Here is a 19,217-nt window from a genome sequence, read left to right as displayed (position 1 = left end):
TTTTTTCAAATAACCCAAGGTAGCAAAACCATGATGACACGCAGATACACCATTCTCGCCCTGGCCACCGCGCTGAGTCTGAGCGGCGCGGTCAATGCCGATGACGTCACCGACCAGTTGGAGAGCGCGAAAAAGGCCTATGAATCCGGCGAACTGCGCACGGCGGTGGAGACGCTCAATTTCGCGATCGCCAAGATTCAGGAACAGATGACGGCCGGTCTTCTGAAGCTGCTGCCCGAGCCGCTGGCCGGCTGGCAGGCCGATACCGGCGAATCCCAGTCCGGCGGGATGGCGGCGATGATTACCGGAACCACCCTGAGCCGGCGCTATTTCCGGGAGGATGGCGCGGAGGTCACCCTGAGTCTGATGGCGGACTCGCCCATGATGCCGATGCTGACCATGGCGATGTCCATGCCCTTCGTGATGCAGTCGAATCAGGACATGAAAACCTATTCGCTCAAGGGCAATCGCGGCATGCTCGAACATGCCGCCGACAGCGACGCCTACGAGATCACCCTCATGGTCGGCAACCGTCTCGTGATTCAGGGCAAGGGCAGCAAGCTTCAGGATTCCAAGGCGGTCGAGCAATATCTGGAGGCGCTGGATCTGGACGCTATCCAGAAGGCGCTCACCAACTAAAGGCATCGTTTCGACTCCCCGGTCGAAACCTGAGCTTGCCTCACGAAGCGATCTTTCTTGCATCAAGACCGTATAGCCAACTCGAAAAGGTGCTCTTTGCAATGAAAAAATGGCTTGGATACATCTTCGTGCTTATCGCCGCGCTGGGACTTCCATCCTCTTTAGTCGCGCAAACTCAAGGCTCTTCGACGCCCGAACTCTTGCTGGTGTATTGGAGTGCCATGGATTGTCCCTATTGCAAGCACTGGGAAAGCGAAGCGTCCGGAATGGAGAGCAGCCTAAAAAATTCGGAAGAATTCAAAAAGTTGACCTACCGCGTCGTCAAGAACAAATCGTTAACCGATCCCTATGTCGAGGAAGATTTTCCGCCGGATATACGGTGGATCAAGGAGCGGATTGACCGTGGCGAGGAAAAACCGCTTGGCAAGCCGGGATGGGGCTTCTATGTGGATCGGGTTCGGATCGCCAAATTCTATGGCACCAAGAAATGGTACGAAAAAAATCTCCCTGAAATCAAACGGCTCGTTGCAAAATACTCAGGCGGTCACTAAGGCCTCCGCCTGAGGGGATGGACAGGGACCACATCGCGCGTCCCTCCATCTCAACGTCAGCATCGAAGGCCAAGCGCCACTGCGCCGGTCGTCACTGCTTGGCCAGCGCCTTGATCTCCGCTCCCGTCAACGCGCGTCGATAAAGACGAAAGTCATCCATCGCACCAGTCATCCAGTTGTGAAATGGATCCTCGGGGAACTCGAAGGGCTTGTTGTTGGCCCCGACCGCCAGAGGATAATCGTTTTTGGTCACTTGGCCAGCCACGGCTAAGGAGCCGCGTCGAGCGCCGTTGATATAAACGCGCAGAAAAGACCCGTTGAATGTCCCGGCGACATGCACCCAGGTTCCGTCGTGGGGTACTTGAAGATCGCTATCGACCGAACGCTGCACGCCATTGATGATCGCCCCACAACGAAGTCGATATGCGGTGCGTGGCGAATCATGACCGTTGCGGACATTGAGCCAGTAGGCGTAGTCCTTCTCCGCGATCTCCCAGTTTCTTTCCTCTGTATCGGATTCGGTAATCCTGATCCAGGCGGCAATGGTGAAACGGGTCAAGTCGAGAGAGGGCTGGGCGCCAGTGCCGACATCGATCCGCTGTTGTCGTGCGCGATCGAAGATCAATGCGAGACCAGTCCCATTGTGGCCCACTTCCAGCACGGGAGGCACATCGAAATACACCAGGGTTCCGTGATTCCGTTGTCCCGAGAGATCCAGCACAATCCGATTGAATCGATACGAGTCGAAAGAGTAATGCACAACGCGGCCGGCATTCAGATCGATGGCGACAGCCGGCCCAGGACACGCTGCAAAAGCCGCCAAACAAAGAAACAATGCCGAGCAAACATGACGCCAGACGGAATTTGCCTGAGCCGCGATTCCAGCGGATCGGCCGCCCCGGAAGTCAGTTCGCCGATACCGCAGAGAGGTCAGGGAAAAGGTATTGCGCGGATCTGTTGACCGAATCATGGAACACACTCCTCATTGCGTCCGCCTCAAGGGGGCATTCGATTCAGGGCAGCCAGGCCGGTCACTCGCAATGACGCCATTCATGATGAACGCGGCTCACTTGCTTATAACCTCAGCTTACTCGCGAGTTTAGACGATCAGAAAGCATAGCGTTCCGGAGCATGCGCAAAACGCCAGCGGGGCAAATGTTCGACCGGCTTAATCCTTGATCCAAGCGGGGCGAATAGCGCAAACTCCAACCGCCCTTCTATCCGCTGCCGGCTCCGACGGTCCTGTTCGAGCGAACCCAGTCGATCAGGAGCCACGACGATTTCCATGGCCGATGCGGGTTGGGCGACATCTAAAAATAATCGATCCGAGGACTTTCCAATGAGCACCCATCAGGCTCCGATGCCGCTTTGCCAGCGGGCATTCTCGCAACTCCTGATCATCGACGCCCAGGAGCGTCTCGCCGCCGCCATGCCCCAGGATGAGCTGGATCTGGTCGTCGGCAATATCAACCGGCTGATGACCGCGGCCAAGACCCTTGGGATCCCGGTCATCGCCACCCAGCACAACTCGAAGGGGCTCGGTCCCATCATCGAGGCGATTGGCGCCAACATGCCAGAGGCGGCCATACCGACCGAGAAAACCGCCTTCTCCTGCTGCACCGCGCCCGGTTTCGAGCGCAACATCTCCGCACATCCGGAGCGCCGGCAGTTAATTGTCGTCGGCATGGAGGCCCATATCTGCATCGCGCAGACCGTCTCCGGACTGCAGCGCTGGGGCTATCAGGTCTTCGTGCCCGCCGATGGCATCATCTCGCGCAAGCCTTCTTATAAGGCAAACGTGCTCGAACGCATGCGCGCTTGCGGCATTCAGGTCGTTTGCACCGAGTCGGTCGGGTTCGAGTGGATCGGCGATTCGACCGACGCACAGTTCCGCGAGGTCTGGTCGCTCTTCAAATAATCTTTCGAGGGGAATCGCCAGCGTCTTGCGATTCCCCGATCAGCCCCTCGATCAGGTCGATCAGTCGCTCCAGCGCACCCCGGTTGCGCGCCACCACCCGCCGGCCCCGCGCGCCGATACCCGCCCGCCGTTCCGCGTCCGTCAGCCAGTCGATCATGAGCTCGGCCAGGGCATCGGCGCCCTCAATCCGCGCGGCCGCACCCTCGCTCACCAGCATGTCCATGATCGCCGCGAAGTTAAAGGTGTGTGGCCCAGTCGCCACCGGCACGCCCGCGGCGGCGGCTTCCAGCGGATTGTGACCGCCGGTCGGCACCAGACTGCCGCCAATAAAGGCCGCATCCCCGGCGGCCAGAAAGACCGGCAACTCGCCCATGGTGTCGCCGAGAAAGACCGCCGTCTCATCCCGACAGGCGTCATGACGGCTGCGACGTGCCAGGGACAGTCCATACCGCTCGACCAGCGCGGCAACGCGCTCGAAACGCTCGGGGTGACGCGGCACCAGCACCAGCAGCGCGCGCGGAATCCGCTCCAGCACGCGCCGATGCGCTTCCAGCAACGGCCCTTCCTCGCCGTCGTGGGTGCTGGCCGCGACCCAGATCGGACGGCGTTCGCCCCACCGCCGACGCATCTCCCGCGCCCGCGCGGGCAGGTCGTCAGGCGGGCGCAGATCGAACTTGAGACTGCCCGTGACGCGCACCCGTCGCGGATCGGCTCCGAGTGCGATGAAGCGTTGCGCGTCCGCGTCCGCCTGGGCGGCGATCAGCGCGAAGCGCTCCAGGGTCGCACGGGTCAGACCGGCGATCCGGGCGTAGCCGCGCGCCGAACGCTCCGACAGACGGGCGTTCGCCAGAACCACCGGAATCCCCCGGTGCGCGCAGAGGTTCAGGGTGTTGGGCCAGATTTCGGTCTCCATGACGATCGCCAGTCGTGGCCGTGTCCGATCGAGAAAGCGCTCCAGAATCGCGGGCAGATCGAAGGGCGTATAGCGATGCGAGACGGCGTCCCCGAACAGCGCGCGCAGACGTGCCGCACCGGTCGGGGTGGTGGTGGTGACCAGAATCCGGCGGGAGGGGGTGCGTTCAAGCAGCGACCGGATCAGCGGTTCGGCGGCCTGGACCTCGCCGACCGACACGGCATGAATCCAGATCCCGACGCGCGGCGCGGGCGCGCCCCAGGCCAGTCGCTCGCCGATGCGATGCCGATAGGCCGGGATTGTCAGACCGCGCCAGTAGAGCCGCGCCAGCGCGAGCGGCAGCGCCAACCGCAGCAACAGGGTATAGACGGCGAGCGTCATCGGGTCTGGCGCAGCGCGTCAAGGATCAGGCTAGTGGAGCGCCCCGGCAGAAAATCGAGAACCCGCACCTCGCCCCCGTTGGCGCGCACGCAATCCGCGCCAGCGATGTCGTCGGGCCGATAATCGCCGCCCTTGACCAACAGATCCGGCTTGACGCGGCAGATAAGATCTTCCGGAGTCGCCCCGCAGAAGGCGCAGACCCAATCCACCGAGGCCAACCCGGCCAGCACCGCCATGCGCTGTTCGACGCCATTGATGGGTCGACCGTCACCCTTGAGTCGACGCACCGAGTCATCGTCGTTCACGGCGACGACGAGCCGGTCGCCGAGCCGCCGAGCCTGCTGAAGATAGGCGACATGGCCCTCGTGCAGGATGTCGAAACAGCCGTTGGTCATCACCACCCGTTCGCCGCGTGCGCGGGCGGTCTCGACCGCCGCGACCAGCGCGTCCTGGAGCAGGACGGTCTGCCATTCGGTCCCGCGATAGGCCCGCTCCAGTTCCGGGGCGCTCACGGTGGCGGTCCCTAGCTTGCCGACCGCGAGACCCGCCGCGCAATTGGCCAGGGCGCAAGCCTCGGCGAGTTCCACCCCGGCGCCCAGCGCGGCGGCCAGGGTCGCGATCACGGTATCGCCGGCGCCGGTCACGTCGAAGACCTCGCGCGCCTGGGTCGGCAGATGCAGCGCCTCCGCCGACGGACGCAGCAACAGCATGCCGCGTTCGCCCAGCGTCACCAGCAGGGCATCCAGATCGAGTTCGACACGCAGCCGCTGACCTTTTTCGATCAGCGCCACGTCGTCTCCACAGACCCCGACGATCTCCTCCAGTTCGCCCCGGTTGGGGGTCAGGAGTGTCGCGCCCCGATACCGGGCGAAATCCCGCCCCTTGGGGTCGACCAGGACCGGGATCCCCGCGGTCCGGGCCAGCGCGATCAGGGCTTGCGGATTCGCCAGCGTCCCCTTGGCATAGTCCGAGAGCAGCAGCAGATCGACGTCGGCGAGCCGTTCCGCGAGCAGCGCCGGCAGCGGATCCGCGTCCCCGTCGCGGGGCGCGAGCGATTGCTCGAAGTCGAGCCGGATCAACTGCTGATGGTGGCTCAGAACCCGCAGCTTGGTGACGGTCGGCACATCGGCGCGCCGGTGCAGCCGGGTCGCAATCCCCACGCCGGCGAGCCGCTCGGCCAGGAGATCCGCCGCCTCGTCCGCGCCCGTGATGCCGACGAGCGCGGTACGCACCCCGAGCGCGGCCAGATTGAGCGCGACATTGGCCGCGCCGCCCGGTCGCTCCTCAACCCGCTCCACCTGCACCACGGGCACCGGCGCCTCGGGCGAAATGCGCCGGGTCGCGCCGCTCCAGTAGCGGTCGAGCATGAGGTCGCCCGCCACCAGAACGCGCGCGCGGGTAAAGTCGGGAAAGGCTGGCGATTGGATGAGGCTCAAGGTCGGCTCCAGGGACGGCAAGAACCCGAGTCTAGCCGGAACCGCCGCCGCCTGGCGACCTTTGCGGTCAGGACGACCAGCGGTCCACGGGGATGGGCTTCCGGCATGACACGCGTGAAGCCCGTCCCCGGCGTTTCGCTGGCGTGCGCGGCCACGGCCGATTCAGGCAAACCCAAGTCGGACTCGAAAACAGCGCATGTCATACCGGGAGGCGGTTTAGAATGCACGCATTGCTGTCAATCCTGTTCGCGCAATCCGTTTTTTCTCTACACCCATCTCTGTTGCTGGATGCAGTTACTCCTGCTTTCATTGTAAAACCCTGGAGAAGCCATGTTTTTTAAGCAGTTAAAAGTTGCAACCCGCATCAGGCTGCTGGCCGCCCTGATGCTGCTGGGCATGCTTGCGATCAGTCTCGTCTCCCTGTTTCAATTGAAGGAAAACATGCTGGAAGACCGCAAGGACAAGACCCACAACCTGGTCGAGGTCGGCATGGGCATCCTCGCCCACCATCATCGACTCGCACAGGAAGGCAAGCTGTCCGAGCCGGAGGCGCAACAGGCCGCGCGGGAGAGCCTGCGCGAGATTCGCTATGCCGAGAACGACTATTATTTTATTTTCGATACCAATCACGTCTATGTGCTGTATCCGTCCAAACCTGAATTCGAAGGACAGAACAAGAAAGACCTGCAAGACTCCGACGGCAAATACCTGATCCAGGAACTGGTCACGACCGCCCGCCAGGGCGGCGGCTTCGTCGACTACCGGTTTCCCCGCGCCGGACAACAGCAGGCCGAGCCCAAGCTGTCTTATAGCGCACTCTTCGCTCCCTGGAACTGGGTGATCGGCACCGGCATCTATATCGACGACATCGACAGACAGTATCGCGCCATCGCCATCCTCCTCGGCGGTCTCTCGGGCGTGCTGCTGATCGGGCTGGGTCTGTTGGGATGGCTGATCGGCAACAGCGTGCTGGCTCAGCTCGGCGGGGAACCGACCGCGGCGCAATCGACCATGCGGCAGGTCGCGCAGGGCGATCTCGCCGTCTCGGTGGGCGACCCTCCGCCGGACAGCCTGCTGGACTCCCTGGGCACCATGATTGCCTCGCTGCGCGGCTTGGTTATCGAGATCGACGGCGAAGCCGATTCGCTCGTCAAAGATGCCGCCGAAATCAAACGGGCCTCCAACGAAGTGTCCACCGCCGCCAGCCAGCAGTCGGAGGCAACCTCGTCGATGGCCGCCGCCATCGAACAGCTCACCGTCAGTTCCTCGCATATCTCCGCGAATGCCCGCGAAACCGAGAGCGATTCAAGCGACGCCATGGAACTGGCCAGCCAGGGACGCGAACGCGCCGACCAGGCGAGCCATGCCATTCAGACCATCGCGATGACCATGACGGACACTTCGGATCGGATCCGCGCTTTGGAAGAACGCGCCAACCAGATCTCCTCCATCGCGGGCGTCATCAAGGGGATCGCGGGCCAGACCAATCTGCTCGCGCTCAACGCTGCCATCGAGGCGGCACGCGCGGGAGAACAGGGACGCGGCTTCGCGGTGGTGGCCGACGAAGTCCGAAAACTGGCCGAACGCACCTCCACGGCGACCATGGAGATCGAGCAAATGATCGTGGGCATTCAAAGCGACACCACAGGCGCGGTCGAGGCGATGAACAAAGCCCTGCCGGAACTGGATGTCGGCGTGACACTGGCCAATTCCGCGTCCGAATCGCTGCGGATGATCGAGGACGGCGCCAGCCACACCCTGAAGCGGATCCACGAGGTGGCCGACACCACCCGCGAGCAGGCCGCCGCGTCGAACTCCATTGCCCGGCATGTGGATCAGATCGCGCGGATGGTCGAGGATACGACGGTCACGATCCGAGGCACGGCGGACACCGCGAATCGGCTCGAAGCCATAGCCATGAATCTCAAGCGGCAGATTTCCCGCTTCCGGGTTTAATCGACGATCTCGGCCTTTTCGATGACGACATCCGCGACCGGCACGTCCTGATGGCCATTGCGGGTGCCGGTGCTCACGCCCTTGATGGCCTCGACATGCTCCATCCCTTCGACCACGCGCCCGAAGACGCAGTAGCCCCAGCCGTCCTGACCGGGATAGTCCAGAAAACCATTGTCGGCCACATTGATGAAAAACTGCGAGGTGGCCGAATGGGGATCCATGGTGCGCGCCATCGCGAGCGTTCCGATCAGGTTCTTGAGACCGTTTTTCGCCTCGTTCTCGACCGGCACGCGGGTCGGCTTGGGGCTGAAATCCGGGGTCATGCCCCCGCCCTGAACCATGAAGCCATCGATGACGCGGTGGAAAATGGTTCCGTCATAATGACCGTCGCGGACATACTGCTCGAAGTTGGCACAGGTCTTGGGCGCTTTTTCGGCGTCCAGTTCGACGAGGATGTCGCCATGGCTGGTGGTGAATTTGATCATGGTGTGTCGGATTCTCTGTGAAGTGGAACTGAATGAATGATGCGTCACATGGTAAGGGCTTTATGGCATCCGGGAAAGCCACAAGGAAGCCACCGGCGGCTCGTCGCAACCCGCCAGTCAATCCCGCAGACGCGCCCGCCCACCCGGCAAGCCAGTCCGGCAGATCCTCGTCTTGAGCTGAAGCGGATCGTCGTCGATCAATAGAATATTAGGCACGGGGCTCCCCCTTGTTCTCGATCTCGGCCAGCACGGCGGCCAGGCGCTCTTCAAATGGACGCATTCCTTCGACGATGGCGGCACCATCGCCAGCCTTGCCCGCCTGCTCGAGGCGCTGGCAACAGTCGCCCAGGGGCAGTGCGCCGATGGAACGGGCGGCGGATTTGAGCCCATGCGCCACCGCGCGGACCGTCTCCCAGTCGGCGACGGCCACCGCGTCCCGCATCCGGGTCGCGCCCTGCTCCGCCGAACTCCAAAAATCCGAAAACAGTTCGACCATCAAGGCGGGGTCGTCGCCGATCAACCGAATCAAAACCCTCTCGTCCAGCGTGAGCGCATCCACTGGAAGCCCTGGCGATTTGCGTTGGATCACGGCCTGGACCGCGGCCAAACGCTGATCGAACCTGCCCATCCAGTCCGCGATGGCGTCGCGGTCGCCGTCCCTGACCGCCTGCCCGATGCACCGGCAACAGCCGCCCAGGGGCAAGGCGCCGACGGTGAAGGACGCGGATTCGAGTTCATAGGCCACCGCGCCAACCCTTTCCCAGTCGGCGGCGGACGCCGCGGCCCGCATCCGGTCCGCGCACTGCTCAGCCGTCCGGCTGAAGTCCGACCACAACTCGGCGATCAGGTCGGGATCCTCGCCGACCAGTTGCGCCAGCACGCGCTCGTCCAGGGGCGGCGCCTCCGCGAGGACGCCCGGCGACGCGGGGATAGCCGGCGCGGGCGCGGGCGCGGACAGTGGCGGCAGCCATTTTTCCAGCGTGGCCATGAGTTGCTCAAGGACGACCGGCTTGGTGAGGAAGTCATCCATGCCGATGTCGCGGCAGAGTTTAGCGGTCTCACTGAAGGCGTTCGCTGTCAGTGCGACGATTGGCAGATGGCGACTGTCGCCTTCTTCCGCTCGGATCGTGCGTGCCAGTTCGTAGCCATCCATTTCCGGCATGTGCAGATCGGTCAGCAGCGCGCCATAGTCGTTTTGTCGCCACTCCAGCAACGCCTTCTGTCCATTGTCGGCCAGGTCGCAGACAAACCCCAACAAGTTCAATTGGCGGCGGATCACCTTCTGATTGACCTCGTTGTCCTCGGCCACCAGGATCAGACGCCCCTGCGCGATGGCGTCCGCGCGATCCGGCGGAGAACAGGCCATGTTCATGGCGTCGACGTTCGGCGCCGGCAGCTCCGCGGTAAGGCGTCCGGCCGCGATGCCAACCGCGGTCAAGAGGGCCTCCTGGGTCAAAGCCGTGAGATCCACCTGCACCACGCCGGGTCCGAGCAGGCACCGCCCGCGATCGACGATCACGAGCGCCGGCAAGGGAGTGACGGGCAGCTCCGAGCGCCAGTGTTCGGCCACCTTCGGCTCGGCTTCCAACACCAGAACCTGGCGCCCGGCGGCGTCCGGGGTCAGCCTCCGCGCGGCGGCTTCCCAATCCTGGAACGACTCCGCGCACGCGCCGGCATGCTCCAGATAGCGGCACCAGTCGTCCGCCTGGCCCGCCTCGCGCGCGATCGCCAGACACTCCAGGCCGGCGAGATCGGGGCGGCATTGTGGCATGGGGTCGGGGGCCGGCTCAAACGGCAGGATGACTCGAAAGGTCGTCCCCTGCCCCGACGCGCTCTCGACCTCGATGCGTCCTCCCAGCAGTTCGAGCAGGCTCTGCACGATCGAGAGTCCCAAGCCTGTGCCGCCAAAGCGGCGCGTGGTCGAGGTCTCGGCCTGCACGAAGGGGCTGAAGAGTTTGGCCTGAACCTCGGGTGTCATGCCGATGCCGTCGTCGCTCACCGTGAACCGCAACCAGGCTCCACCGACCGGCTCGACGCGGATCGCCACCTCTCCCCGCCGACCCTCCGCGCTCGAGAATTTGATGGCGTTGGAAAGCAGGTTATTGAGGATCTGGCGCAGCCGCAGGCTGTCGCCGAGAATGCCCGCGGGCAACCGGGGATCGGTGAACATCCGCAGCCTCACCCCGCGCCGCGCCGCCAGTGCCTGAAGCGCGCCACAGACCGTTTCCACCACCTGCCGCGGCGAGATGGGCTCGCGCTCCAGTGCCATCCGGCCCGCCTCAATCTTGGAGAAATCGAGGATGTCGTTGATCACCCCGAGCAGGCCGATTGCCGACTCGCGGATCGTGTCCGTCAGTTCCCGCTGCGCCGGATCGAGGTTCGACCTGGCGAGCAGATCCACGCTCCCGATGATGCCGTTGAGCGGCGTGCGGATCTCGTGACTCATGATCGCGAGAAAGGCCGATTTGGCGAGGCTTGCCTGTTCCGCCACCAGACGCGCCGCGCGGTCGGCCTCCTGTTCCTGACGCGCGGTGAGATCGCGCACCGCCGCCGCCACCATCGGACCCTCCTCGGTCTCCATGGGGTTGAGGCTGATCTCGGCCGGAAACTCGCTGCCATCCTTGCGCAGCCCCCGCAGGCTGTCGCGGTGCGTCCCGGCGAGGGGTCGCAGGGCGGGCGATTCCTGAAAGCGTTTGCGCAGGGCAGGATGGCGCGTGCGGGCGCTGTCCGGGATGAGAACCTCGATAGGCTGACCGACCAACTCCGTGCGTGACCAGCCAAAGAGGCACTCCGCCTGGCGGTTCGCCAACCGGATTGTCCCCTCTCGATCAGTCATGACGATGGCGTCGGGGGCAAAGTCGAACAAATCGTGGAAGAGGTGTTGCGCGCGTTCGGCGGCCTGCTGCGCCGTCTTCAAGGCGGAGACATCGGTGATCGCGATCAGCAGGTACAGCGAGGCGTTGACATGGAAAGATCTGATGCGAGCATGAAACCAGCATTCCCCCCGCGCGGTTTGACAGCGATATTCCTGAAACCAGTCCACGCGCGTCCCCCCGGCGACGGCGCGCACCGCGTCTGCCATCCAGGCCGCGGGCTGGCGACCCGCCGCCGCGCTCCGTTCGCAGGCCGCCAGGTAATTCATGCCTTCGCTCGCATGCCCGCACTCCGGGCCATGCTCGGTCATGAACAGGCGCCAGGCGCGATTCGCGGCGATGACATCGCCATCCATATTGAGGACCGCGACGTGAGTCTCCAGCGCATCGAGCGTCACCCGCTTGAAATGCTCGCTGGCGGTCAGCGCCTTGCTGACCCGCTTGCGTGCCGTGATGTCCTGGATCTGTCCGATAAAGTAGTCGGGATTGCCTGCCGCGTCCCGCACCAGCGAGGCGCTAAGGAGCCCCCACACGATGTGTCCATTTTTGTGTAGATAGCGCTTCTCCAGTTCCTGGCGCTCGACGCCATCCTCAAGCGTCGCGCGGAACAACTCCGCCGAGGTTTCCCGGTCTTCCGGATGGGTCACCGATTGAGACGTCATCGCCAGCAATGCGTCCCGGTCATAGCCGAGGAAGCGGCAGAACGCCGGATTGATATCGAGCCAGCCGCCATCGAGCGTCATCAGGGTCATGCCGACCGGCGAATGCTCGAGGGTAGCGCGCAGCCGTTCCCGACTCTCCCGCAGTTCCGCCGTGCGCGCGGCGACCCGCCGTTCCAACTCCTCCTCGGTTTGCTTGCGCGCCGTAATATCCCGATGGGTGCCCACCATCGTCAGCGGCTGGCCATCCGCGGTCCAGACGATGACCTTGCCGGTATCCTGCACCCACACCCAATGCCCATCGCGGTGGCGCATCCGGATCTCGCATTCGTAATTGTCCGTGGCGCCGGCAAAATGGCGTTGCAACCGTACCTGGGCTTCCGCCACATCCTCCGGATGCGTCAGTTGCATCCAGGTTTCGATGGAGATCGGTGCCAGTTCGTCGAGCCGATAGCCGAGCATCCCGGCCCAGCGAGGATTGAAGACGGTGGCCCCGGTCTGGACACACCATTCCCAGGTGCCGAGTCGCGTGCCGTCGATGATGCTGGTCAGGGTCGTCTGCGTCGTCCGCAGGGCGTCTTCCGCGTTTCGGCGATCCGTGACATCGTGCGCAGTGGCGTAGACCAGATCCCCCGCGGCAATGAGCTGGGCACGCCAGCACAACCATTTCCAGGCGCCATCCCGGCAACGGTAGCGGTTCTCGAAGTGTACGGTCGGGTGTCCCCGGCGCAGTTGCTCCAGCTCGGCGCGCGTGCGCTCATGGTCATCGGGATGGAGTAAATCGAAGTAGGAGTGCGCCAGCAGTTCTTCGGTGGAGTAACCGAGCGTCTCGCTGAAGGCGGAATTGAGTCGCCTGAACCGCCCGTCGAGATCCGCGATGCAGAGCATGTCGAGCGAGAGCGAGAACAGCGTATCGCCGTCGATCGGTGGGTAAGGTTCGTCCTGATCCGAGAGTTCCTGGAGGGGCGCGGTGGGTGGCTGCGACATAAGCTGAGCGCCTATGGCGCGCGTTTCTTGGCTTTATGATCATAATATGCACGAACGGCTAGCGGATGACCATCTCCGGGAGAGTGTTCAACGCCGCCTGGCGGAGCGCCGGTCGCGAGCAGGCCGGGCGCGACCAACAGTGATGCGTCATTGCCAATCTGCTGGGGTAGTAGAGACAAGGCAATGCCTTGTCTCCACTCTTGTTTAGCCCAGCCAGACATCCGTTGCGGTCGCACCCGAGCAGACCAATTTCGCCAAACAATCCTGACGTCTTTGCTACCATTAGAGCTTCGTTTCGGTCACCATCGAACCAGATCCTCCCAATGCTACAGATCTACAACAGCCTGACCCGTCAGAAAGAGACTTTCCAACCCATCGCGCCCGGTCGGGTCAGCATGTATGTCTGCGGCATGACGGTCTACGACTACTGTCACCTCGGCCACGCGCGGGTGCTGGTGGCATTCGATGTCGTGTACCGCTACCTCAAGACGCTGGGCTATGCGGTCACCTACATTCGCAACATCACGGATATCGACGACAAGATCATCCGCCGCGCGGCCGAGAACGGCGAGCCCTTCCCGGCGCTGACCGAGCGTTTCATCCAGGCCATGCACGAGGATGCGGAGGCGCTTGGGATCCTTCCGCCCACCGACGAGCCGCGGGCGACCGGGCACATGGATCAGATCCTGTCGATGGTTCAGACCCTGATCGAAAAAGAACTCGCCTATGTCGCCGACAATGGCGATGTCTATTATGCGGTCAGCCGCTTTCCGGACTATGGCAAGCTCTCGGGCAAGGATCCGCAGGATCTGCGTTCAGGCGCGCGGGTCGAGATTGGCGAGGCCAAGCGCGACCCGCTCGATTTCGCACTCTGGAAGGCCGCGAAACCGGACGAGCCGGCGTGGGATTCGCCGTGGGGAGCGGGACGGCCGGGCTGGCATATCGAGTGCTCGGCGATGAGCACTTGTGCCCTGGGCAACCATTTCGACATCCATGGCGGCGGCGCCGATCTCCAGTTCCCGCACCATGAAAACGAGATCGCGCAGTCCGAGGGCGCGACCGGCGAGCCTTTCGTGAATGTCTGGATGCACAACGGGTTCGTGCGCGTGAACGAGGAAAAAATGTCCAAATCGCTGGGCAACTTTTTCACCGTGCGCGAGATTCTGCAACGCTATCGGCCCGAGGAAATCCGCTATTTCATCCTGACCAGCCAATATCGCAGCCCGCTGAATTACGATGACGAGCATCTCCAGAATGCCCGCGCCGCACTGACCCGGTTCTACACGGCGCTGCGCGGTCTGCCCACGACCGAGCCGGCCGGTGGCGAGACCTTCCGCGAACGCTTCAACGCGGCCATGGACGATGATTTCAATACCCCGGAAGCCCTGGCCGTCCTGTTCGATCTGGCGCGGGAGATCAATCGGGTACGCGCCGACGAGCTTGATCGCGCCGCCGCCCTCGGCGCCGAATTGCGGCGAATGGGCGAAGTACTTGGCCTGCTCCAGGACGACGCGGAGCGCTATCTGCGCGGCGATGCGACGGCTGGCGGGCTTGCGGCTCGCGACATCGACGACTTGATCGCACAGCGCATCGCCGCCCGCGCCGCGAAGAATTGGGCCGAGGCCGACCGGATCCGCGCCGTTCTGACCGAGGCCGGGATCGTGCTGGAGGACAATCCACAGGGCACGATCTGGCGCCGGGCGTCCATGTAGCCCGTCAGAAGCGGCTCGGAGGCCGACAGGCGCTCTCGCATTCGCGATAACGATTCGTGCAGTAACCAAAGCGATTCTCGGCGCAGGACCACCAGGGGTAACCGCACTCGCCCTGTTCGCTCGCGGATGCGAGACACCAGCGGTACACGCGAAACGACGAGCCGTAGCCTGCCTGGCATTGGCGGTACTCGTCACGGGCATCCGCATTGCACGCTTCCCGCGTCGCGCGACACTCGCCGATACAACCGAGTTCGGCGATCTGCTGGGGCAAGGTCGCGTCGAGCACCAGCGGCCTGGCGCAGGAGACCAGCAGCAACAGGGACAGCAGACCGATACCCGCGCGAATGCCGGTCTTCTGGACGGATCGGCGGCGAGAGAGTAAAAAGCGGAAATCGAACCTCATCTGGATCACTCCGTGTCATGAAAGACATAAGGGTCGCGTCCCATGACGCGCCACCCTGAACTGTAGCCGGAAATCGTTGTATTGTGCGTGATCCAGCGTCACGCCCAAAGCCGCGATCAGGCTAAACTTTAACCCTGGTCATGCTTGATACACCAACAACACTTGCCACGCCGGGCGCGGTTTCAGCGGAGAAAGTCGATGTTTCGATCGGTCGCCATCGTCGGTTTATCCATTCTGTGCGGGGGCTGCGGGCTCTTTCCGCCCAGCCATTTGGGCGGTATCGCCACCACGGTCACGCCCGAGGATTATGGTCAGCGACTGTGCGGGCATCTGGATCTGGAGGACTATCCGTCCTGTCTGAGTCAGGTGCTCGACTCTTTCGAGCAACCGCGGGCCAATACGCTGCCGCCGGGCCACTCCACCTCCGGCCCCTTCGCGGTCATGATGGAGAAGGATGTCTATCTGGGCCATTACCAGTCCGATATTTCTCAGGCAAGTTTCCGCGTATCCAATGGTCGCAATGGTTGCCGCGGCAGCTATAACGCCTTCGCGGGATCGCCGGACGCGATCTACGATGTCTATTGCGACGATGGCCGCAGCGGCTGGGCCGACATCATTCGCGACAGCGACGGTCGCAACGGGATCGGCAAGCTCGCGCTCGACGATGGCACCCAGGGCGAGATCGTCTTCGGGTATGTCCCGCTGGGGCAGGCCGATCCTTATCCGTATGCGCCATAAGTCGGAGCAAATGTTATGGGGCACTTGTTCGCTGATATCACGTTGAGCAATCCACGCAAGCCGGAGTTGAATCCCATCACGCTTCAGGCGCTCGTGGATACAGGGGCGCTCATGCTCTGTATCCCCGAGCACGTTGCCTTGCAGCTCGATTTGCCAACCGAATCCTTGCGGGAGGTGACGGTCGCCGATGGCCGCTCCATGCGCGTGCCTTATGTTGGCCCATTGAAAGTCGCTTTTGAAAATCGCCTGTGCTTCGTGGGGGCGCTAGTGATGGGAGATGAAGTGCTGCTGGGCGCCGTTCCCATGGAGGACATGGATCTCGTTTTGTCTCCGAGTCGACAAACGATCATGGTCAATCCGGACAGTCCGAATATTCCTCATGCGCGCGTCAAGTAACGGCAATGAACCTTTCATGACCGCCTTACAAAAGCGGGGATTCTAACGCCCTTCTTCTCCGCGCAACTGCTGGGTCAACTTCTGAAACTCGCGCTGCATTTCCAGATTCTCGAAGGGACGCAGCGTCGGGATCTGGCGATTCATCAAGCTCTCCAGCAACTGTTGACTGGATTTGACCAGACCGACCAACTCCCCGGAGACCCGAACCGTCTCGTAGGTGTTCCAGGCGGCGTCGATGTCCCGATCCAGTTCCTGCCGCGCCTTGCGCACCTGTCGGGCCTGCTCGTCGAGATATTGACGATAGACGCCGGCGGCCTCGATAGTGAGTTGCTGCGCCTCCAGATTGGAGGTCAGCAGCGCCTGCTTGTCGGGCGAGACATGCAGCAGACGCCGAGTCTCGCCGGAGAGTGCCTGCGCCTGGGCGACGATGCCGTCGATCTGGGGCAGATATTGCTCGCCGATCGCCTCCTCGATCTGAAGATGCATGCGCTGGAGCGCCCGCAGCAGCACAACGTAAAGACCGTAATAGCGCCGCGCGCTCTGGAGATCCTCGCCGCTCTCGGCCACCAGCCGTTCGAGCTGCTGCGTGATGGACTTGACGTTGTCGAACAGGATGCCGAGGTCGACCAGATTGTCGCCGACCACGGTGGAGAGCAGGAATTCGACCTGCTCGTCGCCCAGTTCGAGCCCCATGGCGCGAAGCTCTTGCGCGAACTCCCGCTTGACGCTGTCCGCCTCTCGACTCAAGCGTTCGATGTCGTCCTCGCGGATCTCGATCAGGCGGTCGTAATCCGCGACCGTCTTGCCGATCGTCGACTCGCTCGGCGCCGACACCCGTTTCTGGCGGTACTCGGCAATCTCCGCGCGCGCCTTTTCGATCTCGGTCTGCACCGCCTGGATGCGGTCGCGATGGCGGAGCGCGGGCGACACCGAGAGGATGTCCACCGCCTGATCGAGCAGTTTGTCGATCTCGGCGCGATTGGACGCCTGATCGGCGCCGAACCAGGCCGATTCGGGCAGTTCCGATTGACGCTCCTCCAGGGTCAGCGCACCTTCCAGCTTCGGGATGGCCGCATCCCAGACACGCCCGAAATCCCGGTCGTCGGAGAGCAGACGGCGGGCATCCTCAAGCGCCTGCCCCGCGTAGTCGCGGGACTGCTCCCACCATCCAGTCGCCGTCTCGCGGGTCAGGCTCCAGACATCCCCAGTCGGCGGGGCCGCCGCGTCTTCCGCCCACAGCGGACCGATGCCACCAATCAGCAGGGAAGCGATGAAGATCGGAACCAGGAAGGAATGTAGGCGCATGAGAGACCGCTTCAGGATGAACGTTTAAACCGCGCCCAGAGCGAGAAACGTCGTTTCGTGGCTCTTCAACTCGCTTTGCGTCACCATGGACGGTCGGCGGGGCGCGGTTTAAATATTTAAAAATTAATGAATTAAACCGCGTCGACTCGGATTTCACAGGTGAGCGCAAACACGGCGGACGACTCAAAACGACGCAGACCGTCATGGACGCGGTTTAAGCCTCCAGCCAGAACGTCACCGGCCCCTCGTTGACCAGCGTCACCCGCATCTCCGCGCCGAACCGCCCGGTCGCAAGGAGCGGATGGGCGATCCGCGCCTGTCCGACCAGATACGCGAAGAGTCGTTCCCCTTCGGCGGGCGGAGCGGCCGAGGTAAAACTCGCGCGCGTCCCCTTGCGGGTGTCGGCGGCGAGGGTGAATTGCGGCACCAGCAGCAGCCCGCCGCCAATGTCGCGAAGACTCAGATTCATGCGGTCATCGGCATCGGGAAAGACGCGATAGCCTAACAGACGCTCCAGCAGGCGGTCGGCACGCGCCTCGGTATCGCCTGGCTGTACGCCAACGAGCACCAGCAGACCGCGCTCGATGGCACCGATCAACTCGCCCGCCACCTCGACTTGCGCCTGACTCACCCGTTGCAGAAGACCGATCACCGCCCGCTCCCCGTGCCTTTGCGATGCCGGCTCATCCGAGTTCGCGCGCGAAACGGTCGGTCGCCGCAACCAATGCCTGACGGATGCCCGGCTCGAAGGCCGAATGCCCCGCGTCCGCGATCACCTGAAAATCGGCCGTCGGCCAGGCCTGGTGAAGATCCCAGGCCGAGCGCATGGGACAAATGGCATCGTAGCGGCCCTGCACGATGACGCCGGGAATCGGCGCCAGGCGGTGGGCGTTGCGCAGCAACTGATCGGGTTCGAGAAAGGCACGATGGACGAAGTAGTGGCACTCGATCCGCGCCAGACTGAGCGCGACATGCGGATCGGCGAAATGCGCCTGAATGCCGGGGTTGCCCAACAGGGTCGCGGTGCGCCCCTCCCAGACCGACCACGCCTTGGCCGCCGCCATCCGCGCCACCTCGTCCGCGCCGGCGAGCCGCCGGTGATAGGCCGCCAGCAGATCGCCCCGTTCGTCCGCCGGAATGGGCGCCAGATAATCCTCCCAGTCATCGGGAAAGATCCAGTTCGCGCCATCCTGATAAAACCAGCGAATCTCCACGTCCCGGCAGAGAAAGATCCCCCGCACCACCAGCGCGGCGACCCGCTCGGGATGGGTTTCGGCATAGGCCAGAGCCAGGGTCGAGCCCCAGGAACCGCCGAAGACCAGCCAGCGCTCGATGCCGAGTCGCTCGCGGATGCGTTCGAGATCGGCGACCAGATCCCAGGTGGTATTGGCCGTCAGCGACGCATGGGGCGTGGAGCGTCCGCAGCCGCGCTGATCGAACAGCACCGCCCGATAGCGCTCGGGATCGAAGAAACCGCGATGCGCCGCCTCGCATCCGGCACCGGGACCGCCATGTAGGAAGATGGCCGGGATACCGTCGGGGCGACCGCATTCCTCGACATAAAGACGGTGACCGTTGTCCACGACCAGTTCATGGGTCGCGAAGGGTTCGGCGATCGGATAAAGGTCTTGTCTGTTGGTGTCCATTCGGTTGTCAGTCGTCAGATGCGCGATGGCGAAAAAAGGTTGGCCCCTCGTCCAGGATTTTGTCTTTGAGGCGCTCATTGGACAAACGATCCCAATGCAGCAGGTCGATCTTGAACACGATGGGCAAGTCATCGATGTCATTCCACAAACGGCTAAACTGCCGATCGCTCATCCTGGGCGCGAAAACCGCCAGATCGATGTCCATGGCGATCCCCGCCT

16 protein-coding genes and 1 pseudogene are annotated in these 19,217 nt (G+C 63.2%); 7 read left to right on the top strand and 10 right to left on the bottom strand.

Features of this window, described 5'->3' with window-relative positions; genetic code table 11:
- Positions 1 to 30 precede the first annotated feature (30 nt).
- Together CCR95_RS03130 and CCR95_RS03125 are read left to right on the top strand one after the other, a co-directional pair.
- Complete coding sequence (locus CCR95_RS03130; RefSeq protein WP_201091758.1) at positions 31 to 639, top strand: hypothetical protein; 609 nt, start codon at positions 31 to 33, stop codon at positions 637 to 639.
- A 35-nt stretch (positions 640 to 674) separates the two neighbouring features.
- Complete coding sequence (locus CCR95_RS03125) at positions 675 to 1,190, top strand: hypothetical protein (protein WP_201091757.1); 516 nt, start codon at positions 675 to 677, stop codon at positions 1,188 to 1,190.
- A 91-nt stretch (positions 1,191 to 1,281) separates the two neighbouring features.
- Here CCR95_RS03125 and CCR95_RS03120 read toward each other — a convergent pair whose 3' ends face one another.
- Positions 1,282 to 1,872, bottom strand: coding sequence for a LamG-like jellyroll fold domain-containing protein (locus tag CCR95_RS03120; RefSeq protein WP_201091756.1), 591 nt, complete (start codon positions 1,870 to 1,872; stop codon positions 1,282 to 1,284).
- 657 nt (positions 1,873 to 2,529) lie between these two features.
- On the opposite strand from CCR95_RS03120, the gene CCR95_RS03115 reads away from it, so the two are divergent.
- Positions 2,530 to 3,108 carry an isochorismatase family protein gene (locus CCR95_RS03115; protein WP_201091755.1) on the top strand — a complete coding sequence of 193 codons (579 nt, stop codon included), beginning with the start codon at positions 2,530 to 2,532 and terminating at the stop codon, positions 3,106 to 3,108.
- On the opposite strand, the gene waaA is transcribed toward CCR95_RS03115, so the two are convergent.
- The gene (gene waaA, locus CCR95_RS03110) at positions 3,101 to 4,402 is read right to left on the bottom strand and encodes a lipid IV(A) 3-deoxy-D-manno-octulosonic acid transferase (RefSeq protein WP_201091754.1); all 1,302 of its coding nucleotides are present in this window, start codon (positions 4,400 to 4,402) and stop codon (positions 3,101 to 3,103) included. The two genes, CCR95_RS03115 and waaA, sit on opposite strands and share 8 nt — an antisense overlap.
- The gene (gene hldE / locus CCR95_RS03105) at positions 4,399 to 5,838 is read right to left on the bottom strand and encodes a bifunctional D-glycero-beta-D-manno-heptose-7-phosphate kinase/D-glycero-beta-D-manno-heptose 1-phosphate adenylyltransferase HldE (RefSeq protein WP_201091753.1); all 1,440 of its coding nucleotides are present in this window, start codon (positions 5,836 to 5,838) and stop codon (positions 4,399 to 4,401) included. Before hldE ends, waaA begins: the two co-directional genes overlap by 4 nt.
- A gap of 330 nt (positions 5,839 to 6,168) precedes the next feature.
- Here hldE and CCR95_RS03100 point away from each other — a divergent pair, with 330 nt between their 5' ends.
- Positions 6,169 to 7,794 carry a methyl-accepting chemotaxis protein gene (locus CCR95_RS03100; RefSeq protein ID WP_201091752.1) on the top strand — a complete coding sequence of 542 codons (1,626 nt, stop codon included), beginning with the start codon at positions 6,169 to 6,171 and terminating at the stop codon, positions 7,792 to 7,794.
- Here the strand turns inward: CCR95_RS03100 and CCR95_RS03095 are convergent.
- Positions 7,791 to 8,279 carry a peptidylprolyl isomerase gene (locus CCR95_RS03095; RefSeq protein WP_201091751.1) on the bottom strand — a complete coding sequence of 163 codons (489 nt, stop codon included), beginning with the start codon at positions 8,277 to 8,279 and terminating at the stop codon, positions 7,791 to 7,793. The two genes, CCR95_RS03100 and CCR95_RS03095, sit on opposite strands and share 4 nt — an antisense overlap.
- A gap of 208 nt (positions 8,280 to 8,487) precedes the next feature.
- On the bottom strand, positions 8,488 to 12,798 hold the full coding sequence (locus CCR95_RS03090; protein ID WP_201091749.1) for a PAS domain S-box protein: 4,311 nt from the start codon (positions 12,796 to 12,798) through the stop codon (positions 8,488 to 8,490).
- A 323-nt stretch (positions 12,799 to 13,121) separates the two neighbouring features.
- Between CCR95_RS03090 and cysS the strand changes: the two genes are divergently transcribed.
- Positions 13,122 to 14,510, top strand: a complete 1,389-nt coding sequence (gene cysS, locus CCR95_RS03085; protein WP_201091747.1) for a cysteine--tRNA ligase — start codon at positions 13,122 to 13,124, stop codon at positions 14,508 to 14,510.
- 4 nt (positions 14,511 to 14,514) lie between these two features.
- Here cysS and CCR95_RS03080 read toward each other — a convergent pair whose 3' ends face one another.
- Positions 14,515 to 14,913, bottom strand: a complete 399-nt coding sequence (locus CCR95_RS03080; protein WP_201091746.1) for a hypothetical protein — start codon at positions 14,911 to 14,913, stop codon at positions 14,515 to 14,517.
- A 198-nt stretch (positions 14,914 to 15,111) separates the two neighbouring features.
- Here CCR95_RS03080 and CCR95_RS03075 point away from each other — a divergent pair, with 198 nt between their 5' ends.
- Both CCR95_RS03075 and CCR95_RS03070 read left to right on the top strand, forming a co-directional pair.
- Positions 15,112 to 15,651: a hypothetical protein gene (locus CCR95_RS03075; protein ID WP_201091745.1), complete on the top strand. Its 540-nt coding sequence runs from the start codon at positions 15,112 to 15,114 to the stop codon at positions 15,649 to 15,651.
- Positions 15,652 to 15,666: 15 nt separating this feature from the next.
- Entirely contained in the window at positions 15,667 to 16,047 is a 381-nt protein-coding gene (locus CCR95_RS03070; RefSeq protein ID WP_201091744.1) for a clan AA aspartic protease, read from the top strand.
- Positions 16,048 to 16,089: 42 nt separating this feature from the next.
- Here CCR95_RS03070 and CCR95_RS03065 read toward each other — a convergent pair whose 3' ends face one another.
- From CCR95_RS03065 to CCR95_RS03050, 4 genes and pseudogenes are all read right to left on the bottom strand, one after another.
- Complete coding sequence (locus CCR95_RS03065) at positions 16,090 to 17,352, bottom strand: hypothetical protein (protein WP_201091743.1); 1,263 nt, start codon at positions 17,350 to 17,352, stop codon at positions 16,090 to 16,092.
- Between the two features lie 214 nt (positions 17,353 to 17,566).
- A complete protein-coding gene (gene dtd, locus CCR95_RS03060; protein ID WP_201091742.1) occupies positions 17,567 to 18,004 on the bottom strand; it encodes a D-aminoacyl-tRNA deacylase in 438 nt (145 codons plus the stop codon).
- Positions 18,005 to 18,035: 31 nt separating this feature from the next.
- On the bottom strand, positions 18,036 to 18,998 hold the full coding sequence (gene pip, locus CCR95_RS03055) for a prolyl aminopeptidase (protein ID WP_201091741.1): 963 nt from the start codon (positions 18,996 to 18,998) through the stop codon (positions 18,036 to 18,038).
- 7 nt (positions 18,999 to 19,005) lie between these two features.
- Positions 19,006 to 19,217, bottom strand: a pseudogene (locus tag CCR95_RS03050) (hypothetical protein); the annotation flags it as partial.

This window comes from Thiocystis minor, from assembly GCF_016653465.1.
Lineage (GTDB): Bacteria > Pseudomonadota > Gammaproteobacteria > Chromatiales > Chromatiaceae > Chromatium > Chromatium minus.
Note: the sequence above shows the minus strand (reverse complement) of the source record. Positions and strands in the feature narration are given on the sequence as shown.

Coding starts and splice junctions, on each gene's coding strand:
- CCR95_RS03130 (WP_201091758.1), top strand. CDS start 31: ATGATGACACGCAGATACACCATTCTCGCCCTGGCCACCGCGCTGAGT.
- CCR95_RS03115 (WP_201091755.1), top strand. CDS start 2,530: ATGAGCACCCATCAGGCTCCGATGCCGCTTTGCCAGCGGGCATTCTCG.
- waaA (WP_201091754.1), bottom strand. CDS start 4,402: ATGACGCTCGCCGTCTATACCCTGTTGCTGCGGTTGGCGCTGCCGCTC.
- CCR95_RS03100 (WP_201091752.1), top strand. CDS start 6,169: ATGTTTTTTAAGCAGTTAAAAGTTGCAACCCGCATCAGGCTGCTGGCC.
- CCR95_RS03095 (WP_201091751.1), bottom strand. CDS start 8,279: ATGATCAAATTCACCACCAGCCATGGCGACATCCTCGTCGAACTGGAC.
- CCR95_RS03090 (WP_201091749.1), bottom strand. CDS start 12,798: ATGTCGCAGCCACCCACCGCGCCCCTCCAGGAACTCTCGGATCAGGAC.
- cysS (WP_201091747.1), top strand. CDS start 13,122: ATGCTACAGATCTACAACAGCCTGACCCGTCAGAAAGAGACTTTCCAA.
- CCR95_RS03080 (WP_201091746.1), bottom strand. CDS start 14,913: ATGAGGTTCGATTTCCGCTTTTTACTCTCTCGCCGCCGATCCGTCCAG.
- CCR95_RS03075 (WP_201091745.1), top strand. CDS start 15,112: ATGTTTCGATCGGTCGCCATCGTCGGTTTATCCATTCTGTGCGGGGGC.
- CCR95_RS03070 (WP_201091744.1), top strand. CDS start 15,667: ATGGGGCACTTGTTCGCTGATATCACGTTGAGCAATCCACGCAAGCCG.
- CCR95_RS03065 (WP_201091743.1), bottom strand. CDS start 17,352: ATGCGCCTACATTCCTTCCTGGTTCCGATCTTCATCGCTTCCCTGCTG.
- pip (WP_201091741.1), bottom strand. CDS start 18,998: ATGGACACCAACAGACAAGACCTTTATCCGATCGCCGAACCCTTCGCG.